The 13,505-nt window shown below is 69.7% G+C and carries 11 protein-coding genes; 9 read left to right on the forward strand and 2 right to left on the reverse strand.

The window, feature by feature from the left end:
* Positions 1-23 precede the first annotated feature (23 nt).
* Positions 24-512, forward strand: coding sequence for a MarR family winged helix-turn-helix transcriptional regulator (locus AB0M51_RS39870; RefSeq protein ID WP_325039956.1), 489 nt, complete (start codon positions 24-26; stop codon positions 510-512).
* Positions 513-716: 204 nt separating this feature from the next.
* Here AB0M51_RS39870 and AB0M51_RS39875 read toward each other — a convergent pair whose 3' ends face one another.
* Positions 717-917, reverse strand: coding sequence for a hypothetical protein (locus AB0M51_RS39875; protein ID WP_344198748.1), 201 nt, complete (start codon positions 915-917; stop codon positions 717-719).
* Positions 918-923: 6 nt separating this feature from the next.
* On the opposite strand from AB0M51_RS39875, the gene AB0M51_RS39880 reads away from it, so the two are divergent.
* The 5 genes from AB0M51_RS39880 (at position 924) to AB0M51_RS39900 (ending at position 8,746) form a co-directional block, all read left to right on the forward strand.
* Positions 924-1,832 carry an FAD:protein FMN transferase gene (locus AB0M51_RS39880; protein ID WP_344198746.1) on the forward strand — a complete coding sequence of 303 codons (909 nt, stop codon included), beginning with the start codon at positions 924-926 and terminating at the stop codon, positions 1,830-1,832.
* On the forward strand, positions 1,832-2,377 hold the full coding sequence (locus tag AB0M51_RS39885) for a hypothetical protein (protein WP_363753863.1): 546 nt from the start codon (positions 1,832-1,834) through the stop codon (positions 2,375-2,377). Before AB0M51_RS39880 ends, AB0M51_RS39885 begins: the two co-directional genes overlap by 1 nt.
* Entirely contained in the window at positions 2,374-3,573 is a 1,200-nt protein-coding gene (locus AB0M51_RS39890) for an NADH-ubiquinone oxidoreductase-F iron-sulfur binding region domain-containing protein (protein ID WP_344198742.1), read from the forward strand. Before AB0M51_RS39885 ends, AB0M51_RS39890 begins: the two co-directional genes overlap by 4 nt.
* A complete protein-coding gene (locus AB0M51_RS39895) occupies positions 3,570-3,767 on the forward strand; it encodes a ferredoxin (protein ID WP_344198740.1) in 198 nt (65 codons plus the stop codon). Before AB0M51_RS39890 ends, AB0M51_RS39895 begins: the two co-directional genes overlap by 4 nt.
* 116 nt (positions 3,768-3,883) lie before the next feature.
* A complete protein-coding gene (locus AB0M51_RS39900; protein ID WP_344198738.1) occupies positions 3,884-8,746 on the forward strand; it encodes an NAD-glutamate dehydrogenase in 4,863 nt (1,620 codons plus the stop codon).
* On the opposite strand, the gene AB0M51_RS39905 is transcribed toward AB0M51_RS39900, so the two are convergent.
* Entirely contained in the window at positions 8,743-9,477 is a 735-nt protein-coding gene (locus tag AB0M51_RS39905; RefSeq protein ID WP_344198737.1) for a GntR family transcriptional regulator, read from the reverse strand. The two genes, AB0M51_RS39900 and AB0M51_RS39905, sit on opposite strands and share 4 nt — an antisense overlap.
* A gap of 133 nt (positions 9,478-9,610) precedes the next feature.
* On the opposite strand from AB0M51_RS39905, the gene AB0M51_RS39910 reads away from it, so the two are divergent.
* From AB0M51_RS39910 to iolC, 3 genes are read left to right on the forward strand one after another with little or no spacing between them, the layout of a single operon-like run.
* On the forward strand, positions 9,611-10,597 hold the full coding sequence (locus AB0M51_RS39910) for a Gfo/Idh/MocA family oxidoreductase (RefSeq protein WP_344198736.1): 987 nt from the start codon (positions 9,611-9,613) through the stop codon (positions 10,595-10,597).
* 11 nt (positions 10,598-10,608) lie between these two features.
* Positions 10,609-11,487: a sugar phosphate isomerase/epimerase gene (locus AB0M51_RS39915; protein WP_344198734.1), complete on the forward strand. Its 879-nt coding sequence runs from the start codon at positions 10,609-10,611 to the stop codon at positions 11,485-11,487.
* 58 nt (positions 11,488-11,545) lie between these two features.
* Positions 11,546-12,499, forward strand: a complete 954-nt coding sequence (gene iolC / locus AB0M51_RS39920) for a 5-dehydro-2-deoxygluconokinase (RefSeq protein ID WP_344198732.1) — start codon at positions 11,546-11,548, stop codon at positions 12,497-12,499.
* The last annotated feature ends 1,006 nt before the right edge of the window (positions 12,500-13,505 follow it).

The following is a 13,505-nucleotide window of genomic DNA, read 5'->3' on the forward strand; positions in this document are numbered from 1 at the left end:
ATGTGTCAACCCATTGCCGTAGGATGGACGACGTGAGCAAGGGACCGTGGCTCGACGACGACGAGCAGAAGGCATGGCGCAGCTATCTGCTGATGCAGCGGACGCTGGAGACGCATCTGGAGCGGCACCTCCAGCGGGACTTCGGGCTGTCCAAGTCGGACTTCGAGATACTGGTCAACCTGTCCGAGTCCGAGCACGGCCGGATGCGGGCCTTCGAGCTCGGCCGGTCGACGCAGTGGGAGAAGAGCCGGCTGTCGCACCACCTGTCCCGGATGGAGAAGCGCGGGCTGATCCGCAAGGAGGCCTGCGAGTCGCGGTACCCGGAGATCGTCATCACCGAGGACGGCCTGGCGGCCATCAGGGAGTGTGCGCCGGCGCACGCGGCGCGGGTGCGGGAGTTCTTCGTCGACGTGTTCGGGCCGGAGCGGTTCGCGATGCTCGGCGAGGCCGCGGACGAGGTTGTCGAGGCCGTCGGCAAGCATTGCGAGACCGACTGCGCGCTCGGCTCCTGAGAACTGTTCTCAGAGACCTTTCAGGAGAACTTGACGGTGGCTTGAGCTTCTCTTGGAGTGCGGCTGAAGCGCCCCGGCAGAGGCTTGGGGCATGGTCAGAACAGATGAATCCCAGCCCACCGGCCCGCGCTGGTTGCGCCGCGCCTCGGCCGCCGCGATAGCCACTGCCGTCCTGGGGGTCGGCGCGACCGGGGTCTCGGTCGCCTACGTGTCCGCGAAACACTCGAGCACCACGTCGAACACGTCGACGTCGACCAGCTCGGACGACGGCAGCAACTCCGACGACAGCGGCAGTTCCAGCTCCAGCTCCGGCAGCAACAGCAGCTCGAACTCGAGCGGCAGCAACAGCTCGAGCAGCGGCCTCGGGTCGACGAACTCCAACTCGACCTCGCAGGGTGGGAGCAACGGATCATGACAGCGGCCCGGACCTGGTCCGCCTGGAGCTGCACGGTCCGACTGACCGTCGACGATCCCGCCGTCCTCGGCGCTGCCTGCGCCGAGCTCGAAACCTTGATGGACCGCGTCGACAAGGCCGCGAGCCGGTTCCGCCCGGACTCCGAGCTGTCGATCGTCAACAGCCGCGCCGGTGCGCTCGTACCGGTGTCGCGGCTGCTGGTGGATCTGGTTGACGTCGGCCTGGTCGCGGCGCAGGTGAGCGGCGGGGCGGTCGACCCGACCGTCGGCCCCGCGGTGATCGCGGCCGGGTACGACGCCGACATCGAGACCGTACGGCGGCGTTTCCCGCAGGAACAGGGCGAGCCGCGGCCGGTGACCGGCTGGCAGCACGTCCAGCTGAACCGCAAGCTCGCGATGCTCGGCGTACCGAAGGGCTGCGCGCTCGACCTCGGCGCCACCGCGAAGGCGTGGACCGCGGACCGGGCGGCGAACCTGCTCAGCAAGCGGTACGGCTGCGCGGTACTCGTCGAGATCGGCGGGGACCTGCGTGCGGCCGGCGTACCGAAGAAGCCGTGGGTGATCACGGTCGCCGAGCGCGCCGGTGACACCGGTGTACTCGTGACGCTGGCGCACGGCGGTCTGACCACGTCGACCAGGACGGTACGTCGGTGGCAGACGCCGAGCGGCTACGGGCACCACGTCATCGACCCGCGCACCGGCCGTCCCGCGGAGGGGAAGTACCGCACCGCCTCGGTGTGGGCGCCGACCGCGGTACGGGCGAACACCTTCAGTACGGCGCTGGTGGCCACTGGCGACGCCGCACTGGGCCGGCTGAAGCTGGCCGGACACCCGGCGCGGCTGATCGACGCGGACGGCGAGGTCACCGAGCTGTCGGGCTGGCCGACGACGAGCAGGGCCGCCTGATGACCATCTGGTACCTGGCACGGGCGGCCGGCGTCGTGACCATGATCATGTTCACGCTGTCCGCCGTGCTCGGCATCGTGATGCCACGCGTGCGATCGGCGGGATGGCGGTTCTGGCTGCAGTACGTACACCGCTCGGCTGCTGTGACCGGCCTGGTGTTGCTGGCGACCCATGTGGTCGCGGTGATCGCCGACAGCTACGTGAGCATCAGCCTGTCCGTCCTGGTCTGGCCGTTCGGCTCCAGCTACCGGCCGTTCGCCATGGCTGTCGGTGCGCTCGCTCTGTACAGCCTGGTCCTCGCGTCACTCGTCGGAGCGGCCCGCGGCCGACTGGCAGTGTCCGAGAAGTTCACGAAGGTCTGGCGCAAGCTGCACATCGCCGCGTCGGTCGGGTGGCTCCTGTCCGTCGGGCACGCGCTGCTGGCCGGTACGGACCGCAGCACGCCGTGGATGCTCGGCATCACGCTCGGCTGCCTGGTCGCGGTGGCGACTGCAGGTGCATACCGGCTCAACGCACTACCTACAAGAGCTTGGAGGACCCAGTGATCACCCTCGATGACGTCAGAGTGATCGGCGAGGCCAGAGTCCTCGCTGGACTCGATCAGGGACGTCTGGACTTCCAGCGGCACCTGCTGACGCACGGACAGCAGCCTGCGCTGACTCGTGACGAGTACGTGCGGCTGTGTGAAGCCGTAGGGCTCCGAGGGCGCGGTGGTGCCGCGTTTCCGGTCGCCCTGAAGCTCCAGGATCTCCCTAAGCGTGGTGTGGAAGCCGTTGTCGTCAACGGTTCCGAGAGCGAGCCGGCGAGCCGCAAGGACCGTCTGCTACTCAGCCGTGCACCTCACCTCGTCCTCGACGGTGCAGTCGGTCTGGCCCGCGCACTGCGGGCACCTCACGTGCTCATCGCCGTACACGACCGAGATGCGGCTACGTCGCTCCGGGAGGCGCTGATGGAGCGTGACGACCGGCTGGCGATCGAGGTACGTGAGACACCGGGCCGGTTCGTCGCGGGGGAGGCCCGTGCGGTGTTGAGGGTGCTGGAGGGCGGCGCCGCCGTACCACCAGGTCGCCGCGTGCTGCCGACGCGCAAGGGTTACCACCAGCGGCCGACGTTCCTCTCCAACGTGGAGACGTTCGCTCAGCTCGCCGTACTGGCGCGGCTCGGGTCCCGTGAGTACAGCAGAACCGGCGTGAGCACTGAGCCCGGTACGCAGCTCCTGACGATCGGCGGCGCCGTCCAGCACCCCGGCGTACTCGAGACACCGAACGGCGTTCCGTTGGACACCGTCCTGCAGTACGTCGGTGCGGAAGCGGGCCCTGTCCTGCTGGGCGGGTACCACGGGCGCTGGCTACGGCAGACGGATGGCCTGACCCTCCAGCGACCGGAGGTGTCCGCGGGCATCATCCTGGCGCTCGGCACCGACACCTGTCCGCTGGGAGAGGTCACCCGGGTCGCGGAGTGGCTGAGAGGTCAGTCAGCCGGCCAATGCGGCCCGTGCGTGTTCGGCCTCGGGGCGCTCGTCGACGACTTCGCCCGGATCACGGTCGGCGACCCGGGCGGCTGGTACGACGCCCAGCGGCATCTCGGGCTGGTTCCGGGACGGGGAGCCTGTGCGCACCCGGACGGGACTGCGAGGTTCCTCACATCGGCGCTCGAGGTGTTCGAGGACGACGTACGCCGGCATCTCAATCACGAAGGGTGCGGCAGGCCTGTGCTAGGGGTGCTCGGGGGTCTGCGATGAGCAAGCTCGAGATCGACTGGACACGCTGCGACGGACACGGCCTGTGCGCCGGGTTGTTGCCCGGCGACATCGCCCTCGACGAGTGGGGATTCCCGGTGCTGAGGGGCCGCGAGATCACCGCCGGTGAGCTGCCGGACGCGCGCCGCGCAGTACTCGCCTGCCCGGCTCTGGCACTGCGCCTCACCAAACGGTGACAGGCCCGTCCCGACACCACACCAGTGACAAAGGTGGACTAATCTCTGAGTGACCGCACAATGTCGTGCGGTCCGGCGGGAGCCGACACCGACGTCACGTGTGGAGACGGTGGGGAATGCAGAGCAAGCTGGACGTCCTGAAGGCCGATGTGATCGCGAAGGCGGTGGCCACGGGAACCCATGGGCACGACAGAGTGGTCGACCCGGTCAAGCTGAAGACCTTCCTCGAGCAGTACTACCGGCACGTCGCCGCCGAGGACGTCGCCGAGCGGCAGCCGAACGACTGCCTGGGGGCCGCGCGGCACCACTACAAGTCGGCCATGTCCCGGCCGCAGGGCACCGCGAAGGTCCATGTCTTCACCCCGACGCCCGAGGAGTACGGCTGGTCCGCGGACGGCCGCACGGTGGTCGAGATCGTGGTCGACGACATGCCCTTCCTGGTCGACACCGCGTCGATGGTGATCACCGACCGGAACCTGGAGCTGCAGCTGCTGATCCACCCGCAGTTCGTGGTCCGGCGGGACGTCGCCGGCACGCTGCAGGAGGTCCTCGACGACACCACCTCGCCGGACGAGCACGACCTCGTCCGCGAGAGCTGGATGCACCTGGAGATCGAGCGGATCGCCGACGTCGCGGAGCACCGCGCGCTCGAGCAGGAGCTGCTCAAGGTGCTGAACGACGTCCGTGAGGCCGTCGAGGACTGGCCGAAGATGCACGAGAAGGCGGTCAGCATCGCGGCCGGCCTGCACGCCGCCGACCTGCCCGTGCCAGAGAGCGAGGTGGAGGAGGCGCGCGAGCTGCTGGAGTGGCTGGCCGACGAGCACTTCACCTTCCTCGGCTACCGCGAGTACGACTTCACCATGCAGGGCGAGCAGGGCATCCTGCGCGGCACTCCCGGGACCGGGCTGGGCATCCTCCGGTCGGACCCGAAGTCGGGCTCCGGCAAGCTGCCGCCCGAGGTGAGCGCCAAGGCGCGCGAGCGCAAGCTGATGATCCTCACCAAGGCGAACTCCCGCTCCACGGTGCACCGCTCGACGTACCTGGACTACGTCGGCATCAAGCAGTTCGACGAGAACGGCGACCCGGTCCGCGAGTGCCGGTTCATCGGCCTGCTGTCGTCGACGGCGTACACCGAGAGCGTCATGCAGGTGCCGGTGCTGCGGCGCAAGGCGCTGGAGCTGTTCCGGCTGACCGGCTTCGACCCGAACAGCCACAGCGGCAAGGGCCTGCTGGACGTCCTGGAGACCTACCCGCGGGACGAGCTGCTGCAGGCACCGGTGGAGGACCTGCTCCCGATCGTGCAGTCCGTGCTGCACCTGCAGGAGCGCCGCGCGGTCAAGCTGTTCGTACGCCGTGACGTCTACAACCGGTACCTGTCCTGCCTGGTGTACCTGCCGCGCGACCGCTACACCACGGCGGTCCGGCTACGCATGCAGCAGATCCTCAAGGACGCCATCGGCGCCGAGAGTGTCACGTACGCGGCGTACGTCACCGAGTCCGTGCTGGCCCGCGTGCACTTCGTGGTCCGGATGAAGCAGGGCGAGACCGTCGGCGAGTACGACGCGGACACCCTGGAGCAGCAGGTCGTCGAGGCGACCCGGGCCTGGGAGGACGACTTCACCGCGGCGCTGCACGCGCAGGGTGGTGACGGAGCGGTCACCAAGATGTTCCGCCGGTACGCCGACGCGTTCCCGGAGGCGTACAAGGAGGACTTCGACGCGCGTGTCGCGGTCAACGACGTGCACGTGCTGGACGGGTTGCCCGCGGAGGACGGGCTGGCCATGTCGCTGTACAGCCCGATCGACGAGGAGTGGGAGGGCGAGCGCCGCTTCAAGGTGTACCGCACCGGGTCGGCGCTGTCGCTGTCGCACGTGCTGCCGCACCTCAGCGCGATGGGCGTGGAGGTCGTCGACGAACGCCCGTACGAGATCCGCCGCGCCGACGGCAGCATGGCCTACATCTACGACTTCGGGCTGCGGGCGCCGGAGGACAGCGACGAGCGCGAGGAGCTGCGGACGCTGTTCTCCGACACGTTCCAGGCGGTCTGGGAGGGGCGGGCCGAGTCCGACCGGCTGAACGCGCTGGTACTGCGTGGCAGCCTCAGCTGGCGGCAGGTGTCGATCCTGCGCGCGTACCAGCGTTACATGCGCCAGGGCGGTACGCCGTTCAGCCAGGACTACATCGAGAACACCTTCCTGAACCACGTGGACGTGGCGGGCCTGCTGGTGCAGCTGTTCGAGACCAGCTTCGACCCGGCACGCGGACCGGCCGACGACCCGGACCGGACGATGCGGACGGACCAGCTGGAGAAGGAGATCCTGGCCGCGCTGGACACGGTGCAGAGCCTGGACGAGGACCGGATCCTGCGGTCGTACCTGACCGTGATCAAGGCGACCCTGCGGACGAACTACTACCAGCCGGGTCCGGACGGGCAGCCGCGGTCGTACATCTCGCTGAAGCTGGAGCCGAAGGCGATCCCGGACCTGCCGCAGCCGCGGCCGGCGTACGAGATCTTCGTGTACTCGCCGCAGGTCGAAGGTGTGCACCTGCGGTTCGGCGCGGTCGCGCGCGGCGGGCTGCGCTGGTCGGACCGGCGCGAGGACTTCCGGACCGAGGTGCTCGGCCTGGTGAAGGCGCAGATGGTGAAGAACTCGGTGATCGTGCCGGTCGGCGCGAAGGGCGGGTTCTACGCCAAGCAGCTGCCGGACCCGGCGGCCGACCGGGACGCCTGGCTGGCCGAGGGCATCGCGTCGTACAAGACGTTCATCTCCGGGCTGCTGGACATCACCGACAACATCGTTGCCGGTGACATCGTTCCGCCCGCTTCCGTGGTGCGGTACGACGGGGACGACGCCTACCTGGTCGTTGCCGCCGACAAGGGGACGGCGACGTTCTCCGACATCGCGAACGGGGTCGCGAAGGAGTACGGGTTCTGGCTCGGCGACGCGTTCGCGTCCGGCGGATCGGTCGGGTACGACCACAAGGCGATGGGCATCACCGCCCGCGGCGCCTGGGAGTCGGTCAAGCGGCACTTCCGTGAGCTCGGCCACGACTGCCAGAACGAGGACTTCACGGTCGTCGGCGTCGGCGACATGTCCGGTGACGTGTTCGGCAACGGGATGCTGCTGTCCGAGCACATCCGGCTGGTCGCGGCGTTCGACCACCGGCACATCTTCCTGGACCCGGCACCGGACGCGGCCACCTCGTTCGCGGAGCGCCGCCGGCTGTTCGAGCTGCCCCGGTCCTCGTGGGCGGACTACGACGCGTCGCTGATCTCCGCCGGCGGCGGGGTGTACCCGCGGACCGAGAAGGCGATCCCGATCTCGGCGCAGGTCCGCGACGTGCTCGGCATCGACAGCGGTACGACGAAGCTGACGCCGGCCGAGCTGATGAACGCGATCCTGAAGGCGCCGGTCGACCTGTTCTGGAACGGCGGCATCGGCACCTACGTGAAGTCGTCGAACGAGTCGAACGCGGACGTCGGCGACAAGGCGAACGACGCGATCCGGATCAACGGCGCCGAGCTGCGCGCCCGGGCGGTCGGCGAGGGCGGCAACCTCGGCTTCACCCAGCTCGGCCGGATCGAGTACGCCGCGAACGGCGGCCGGATCAACACCGACTTCATCGACAACGTGGCCGGCGTGGACACCTCCGACCACGAGGTGAACATCAAGGTCCTGCTCGACAAGGTGGTCGCGGACGGCGACCTGACCGAGAAGCAGCGCAACGACATCATCGCGTCGATGACCGACGAGGTCGGCGCGCTGGTGCTGAAGAGCAACTACCGGCAGAACATCGCGCTCGCCAATGCCACCGCGCAGGCGCCGGCGCTGATGCACGTCCATCAGGACTGGGTTCGCCGGCTGGAGCGCCAGGGGCTGCTCGACCGGCAGCTGGAGTTCCTGCCGAGCATCCCGGAGTTCAAGCGCCGCAAGGCCGAGGGCCGCGGGCTGACCTCGCCGGAGCTGTCGGTGCTGATCGCGTACACCAAGATCGTGATGGAAGCCGAGCTGCTCAAGACGTCGCTGCCGGACGACCCGTTCCTCAAGCACAAGCTCGCCAGCTACTTCCCGAAGGCGATCCAGGAACGGTTCGCGGACCAGATCCAGAGCCACCAGCTGCGCCGCGAGATCATCACCACGCAGGTCGTGAACGAGTTCGTGAACACGTCCGGCATCACGGCGTACCACCGGCTCTCGCTGGAGACCGGCGGCAACGAGGAAGACGTGGTCCGCGCGAACCTGGCGGCCTCCCGGATCTTCGCGCAGCCGGAGCTGCTGGCGGCGAACGCCGAGCTGGACAACGTGGTCGACGCCGAGACGCAGACCGGGATGCGGCTGGAGACCCGCACGCTGGTCGAGCGCGCCACCCGCTGGCTGGTGTCGAACCGGCGGCCACCGGTGGACATCGAGGAGCTGATCGAGTTCTTCGGCCCAGGCATCGCCAAGCTCACCGCGGCGTTGCCCGACGTACTGCGGGGCCGTGAGCTGGCGCTGTTCGAGCAGCGCCGGGAAGCCCTGGTGCGGAAGGGGGTCTCGGAGGACTTCGCGACCCGCATCGCGGTGCTGCCGCCGGCCTACGCAGGGCTCGGGATCGTGGAGACCGCCTCCACCGACGACCTCGACATCCTCGAGGTCGCGAAGGTGCACTTCGCCCTCGGCGAACGCCTGCAGCTGGGCCGTTTCCTCGAACGCATCATCGGCCTGCCCCGCACCGACCGCTGGCAGACGATGGCCCGCGCCGCTCTCCGCGACGACCTGCACGCCGTCCATGCCCGCCTCACCCGCCAGGTCCTCGCCACCACCGACGCCACCGCCGAACCGGAGGACCGCGTCATCACCTGGCAGGACCGCAACGCCTCGGCCCTGTCCCGGGCCGCCACCATGCTCGAGGAGATCGTAGAGATCGAAGGCCCCGAACTCGCCCACCTCTCGGTAGGCCTCCGCCTGGTCCGCACGTTGCTGGCGAACCAGGCCTAGCGTTCGGACACCACGACGTCGACGGAGTACTGGTCGGCTCGGTAGCAGTGGCTGCCGTATTCGACCGGGGTTCCGTCGGCGGCGTAGGCGGCGCGGGTCATCGTGACCAGCGGCTCGGCCTTCGACATGTGCAGGGTGCGGCGTTCCTCGGCGGTGGCGTTGCGGGCGCCGATCCGCTGCCGGGCGACGGCCGGGCGGATCCCGCGGGCGCGGAGGACGGCGTACAGGCCCTCGTTCGTGAGTTGTTCGAGGGTGAGGTCGTCGAGCGCCGGGGGCAACCAGTTGCGGAGGATCGCGAGCGGCAGGTCGTCGGCGTACCGGAGCCGGACGATCGAGACCAGCGGGGTGCCGGGCGGGAGCTCGAGGACGGCGGCGGCGCGGTCGTCCTGCACCTTGGTGTCCAGCGCGAGTACTTCGGTGTGCGGCGTCCGCCCCTCGCGGGCGAGGTCGTCGTACAGGCTGGTCAGCTCGGCCTTACGGTGCACCATCTGGTTCGCGACCGTGGTGCCGATGCCGCGGCGGCGGACCAGCAGGCCCTGGTTGACCAGCTCGGAGATCGCGCGGCGGACCGTCGGACGGGACAGGTTCAGCCGGTCCGACATGCCGATCTCGTTCTCGAACGGGTCGCCCGGGCGCAGCCGGCCGTCTGTGATGGCAGCGGTCAGCTGCTCGGCCAGCTGGTGATACAGCGGCACCGGGCTGCTCCGATCGAGCTGGATCGGGACGTTCATGGGCGGATGCTACCTGGTCATGTCCGTACGTGAGAATGTGTTAACAAAGTATTGACACCTCCGCCGCGGGCCCGGAAGGGTTACAGCCAGCGCGCCGCCGGGGCGCGCCCGTGCGCGAGAGAGGGCTGTGCCGATGCGGATCGGGTTGGTCGGGGTCGGGCGGATCGGGGCGTTCCACGCCGCGACCCTGCAGGGCTTGCCGGCGGTGGATCAGGTGGTCGTCGCCGACGCGGACCCGGCCCGGGCCGAGGCGGTCGCGAAGGAGTTGGGCGTCTCGTCGGCTCCCGACGTACCGGCGCTGCTCGCCGCCGGCCTGGACGGGTTCGTGATCGCCGCGGCCACGTCCGCGCACGCCTCGCTGATCGAGGCCGGGCTGGCGGCCGGCGTACCGACGTTCTGCGAGAAGCCGGTCGCCCTGGACCTGGCCGAGACCGAGCGGGTGCTCGCACTGGTCGAGGCGTCGAGCGTGCCGGTGCACATCGGTTTCCAGCGCCGGTTCGACGCCGGGTACCAGGCAGCGCGGGCCGCCGTCGCGTCCGGCGAGCTCGGCTTCGTGCACCACATCCGGGCGAACACGAACGACGCGTTCCCGCCGCACCAGGACTACATCCCGCAGAGCGGCGGATTCTTCCGCGACTGCACCGTGCACGACTTCGACATCATCCGGTACGTCACCGGCCGCGAGGTGGTCAGCGTGTACGCGACCGGCGCGAACCGCGGCGAAACCTTCTTCGGCGAGTACGGCGACGTCGACTCGGCCGCGGCGTTGCTCACGCTGGACGACAGTACGTTCGTCGCGGTCAGCGGGACCCGGTACAACGGCGCCGGGCACGACGTCCGGATGGAGCTCCACGGCAGCCTCGGCTCGCTCGCCGTCGGCCTCGACTCGCACACCGCGCTGCGCTCGGCCGAGCCGGGCGTCACGTTCCCGGACGAGCCGCCGCACATGACGTTCATGGACCGGTTCCAGCCCGCGTACGTCGCCGAGCTGACCGCGTTCACCGAGGTGGTCGCCGGTACCCGGGAGGTACCGTGCACGGTCCGGGACGCGCTCGCCGCGTTCCGGATCGCCGACGCCTGCGAACTGTCCCGCCACGAAAACCGCATCGTCACGCTCTGAGGGGCTGTCTTATGACCGAAATTGCTGCCCGGATCGCCGGTGCCCCGATCTCCTGGGGCGTGTGCGAGGTGCCGGGGTGGGGTTGGCAGTACGACGCCCCGACCGTCCTCGCGGAAATGCGCGAGGTCGGGCTCGCCGCGACCGAGTTCGGCCCGGACGGATTCCTGCCCGACGACCCGTCCGACAAGGCGAAGACGCTCGCCGACGTCGGCCTGCGAGCGGTCGGCGGGTTCGTTCCCGTCGTACTGCATGAGGGTGATCCCTCGGCTGAGGTCCTGCGCGCGCTGGACGGGTTCGTGGCGGCCGGTGCCGGCACGTTGGTGCTCGCCGCGGCGACGGGCCAGGAGGGGTACGACGACCGGCCGGTGCTCGACGCCGCCGGCTGGACCACCTTGCTGTCGAACCTGGACAAGCTGTCCGCGCTCGCGGCCTCGCGCGGGGTCCTGGCGACGATCCACCCGCATGTCGGGACGATGGTCGAGAGTCTTGACGACGTCGCGCGGGTACTCGACGGGTCGTCGATCGGGCTGACCCTGGACACCGGTCACCTGCTGATCGGCGGGGTCGACCCCGTCGCGCTGGCCGTCGAGAACGCCGAGCGGATCCGGCACACGCATCTGAAGGACGTGGACGCCGCGTGGGCCGCGCGGGTGCAGTCGGGCGAGGTCACCTACACGGACGCCGTACGGGCCGGCATGTACCGCCCGCTCGGCGCCGGCGACATCGACATCACCACGATCGTCTCCACACTCGAGAAGTCCGGGTACGACGGGTGGTACGTCCTCGAACAGGACACGATCCTGCAGGACCGGCCGGTCGGCGAAGGCCCGGTCGCCGACGTACGGGCGAGTATCGCCCACCTGCACGAGATCGCCGCGACGGTCCGATGACGTTGACCGGTTCTTCGGGATGCTGGGTACCGACGGACCGCCGGGATGGGAAGGTCTGATGGTGGACGACGTACAGCTGGACGTACTGACGATCGGGCGCATCGGGGTCGACCTGTACCCGCTGCAGCTCGGGACGCACCTGGAGGATGTCACCTCGTTCGGGAAGTTCCTCGGCGGGAGCGCGACCAACGTGGCGGTCGCCGCGGCGCGGCACGGCCGGAGGTCGGCGGTGATCAGCCGCACCGGCAACGACCCGTTCGGCACCTTCATCCACCGCACCCTCGGCGAACTCGGCGTCGACGACCGCTTCGTCACCCCCGTCGACGGACTGCCGACGCCGATCACGTTCTGCGAGATCTTCCCGCCGGACAACTTCCCGCTGTACTTCTACCGCTTCCCGAAGGCCCCCGACCTGGTCATCAACCCCTCCGAGCTCGACCTCGCCGCCATCCGCGACGCGCGCATCTACTGGTCCACCGTCACCGGCCTCTCCGCCGAACCCTCCCGCTCGGCCCACTTCACCGCCTGGGAAGCCCGCGGCCGCACACCGATCACCGTCCTCGACCTGGACTACCGGCCGATGTTCTGGGCGGATCCTTCGGAGGCGCACGAGCAGGTGTCGCGGGCGCTGGAGTACTGCACGGTTGCTGTCGGCAACCGTGAGGAGTGCGAGGTCGCCGTCGGCGAGACCGACCCGGACAAGGCCGCCCAGGCCCTGCTCGACCGCGGCCTCGAACTCGCGGTGGTCAAGCAGGGCCCCCGCGGCACTCTCGCCCGCACCCGCGACGAACGCGTCGAGGTCCCGCCGTACCCGGTCGAGGTCGTCAACGGACTCGGCGCCGGCGACGGCTTCGGCGGCGCCCTGTGCCACGGCCTCCTGTCCGGCTGGCCCTTGGAGAAGATCATCCGCTTCGCCAACACCGCCGGCGCCCTGGTCGCCTCCCGCCTCGAATGCTCCACCGCCATGCCCACCACCACCGAAGTCCTCTCCCACCTGGGACCCGAAGCATGACCCCCACCAACGACAACACCCCCGCCAACCCCGAACGCCGCACCGAGCAGCACTCGAGGGACCAGCGATCGGGTACGCCGTACGCCGAAGACCCACACTCGGGGGACCAGTACTCCGAAGACGCCCGCCCGATCCCCATCCGCCGCCCCACCGAACACCCGGACGCCACCATCCCAACCCCCACCGAAGACCAAGACGCGACCGTCCTCACCCCCACCACCAACGACCCCACGGTCGTGACCCGCACTCCCGCCCCCGACGACTCAACCGTCATCACCCCACCCGCTTCCCAAGGAACCTGGTGGGTGGCCCCGACCGACTATCCCCAGTACCCCACCCAGCCACCCGCCACCAACCCACGACCCGGTAGCAGCCAGGGCGACGCGAGTACGCGTGGCGCGGCGCGGGACGATGCGGCTCGTGGCGCCCGGCCGGGCAATCCCGGTCTGCGGGGAGATGCTCGGGCTGACGCGTCTCGTGGTGTCAGGTCGGACGAGCAAGGTGCGAGTGGTGCCGGGGCGAACGATCCGACGGTGGTTACGCGGCGCCCGCATGATCTGAGCGCGGCAGCGTACGCCGGCCCGAACGAGCCGACCATCATCGTGCCCCGTTCCGACACCCCCGTCGCACCGGGTCCTGACGATCCCACGCTGATCTCGGACCCGACCGCCCCAAACCTCCGCACGAACGACCCGACCTCCGCCGGTGCGAGCGACCCGACCGCCCCGAACCTCCGCGCGAGCGACCCGACTGACCGGAACCTCCGCGCGAGCGACCCGACTGACCGGAACCTCCGCGCGAGCGACCCGACTGACCGGAATCTCCGCGCGAGCGACCCGACTGACCGGAATCTCCGCGCGAGCGACCCGACTGACCCGAATCTCCGCGCGAGCGACCCGACTGACCCGAATCTCCGCGCGAGCGACCCGACTGACCGGAATCTCCGCGCGAGCGACCCGACTGACCGGAATCTCCGCGCGAGCGACCCGACTGACCCGAATCTCCG

The organism is Kribbella sp. NPDC051137 (genome assembly GCF_040682535.1).
GTDB classification, from domain to species: domain Bacteria; phylum Actinomycetota; class Actinomycetes; order Propionibacteriales; family Kribbellaceae; genus Kribbella; species Kribbella karoonensis.

Coding starts and splice junctions, on each gene's coding strand:
- AB0M51_RS39915 (WP_344198734.1), top strand. CDS start 10,609: ATGACCGAAATTGCTGCCCGGATCGCCGGTGCCCCGATCTCCTGGGGC.
- iolC (WP_344198732.1), top strand. CDS start 11,546: ATGGTGGACGACGTACAGCTGGACGTACTGACGATCGGGCGCATCGGG.
- AB0M51_RS39900 (WP_344198738.1), top strand. CDS start 3,884: ATGCAGAGCAAGCTGGACGTCCTGAAGGCCGATGTGATCGCGAAGGCG.
- AB0M51_RS39905 (WP_344198737.1), bottom strand. CDS start 9,477: ATGAACGTCCCGATCCAGCTCGATCGGAGCAGCCCGGTGCCGCTGTAT.
- AB0M51_RS39880 (WP_344198746.1), top strand. CDS start 924: ATGACAGCGGCCCGGACCTGGTCCGCCTGGAGCTGCACGGTCCGACTG.
- AB0M51_RS39910 (WP_344198736.1), top strand. CDS start 9,611: ATGCGGATCGGGTTGGTCGGGGTCGGGCGGATCGGGGCGTTCCACGCC.
- AB0M51_RS39870 (WP_325039956.1), top strand. CDS start 24: ATGGACGACGTGAGCAAGGGACCGTGGCTCGACGACGACGAGCAGAAG.
- AB0M51_RS39885 (WP_363753863.1), top strand. CDS start 1,832: ATGACCATCTGGTACCTGGCACGGGCGGCCGGCGTCGTGACCATGATC.
- AB0M51_RS39895 (WP_344198740.1), top strand. CDS start 3,570: ATGAGCAAGCTCGAGATCGACTGGACACGCTGCGACGGACACGGCCTG.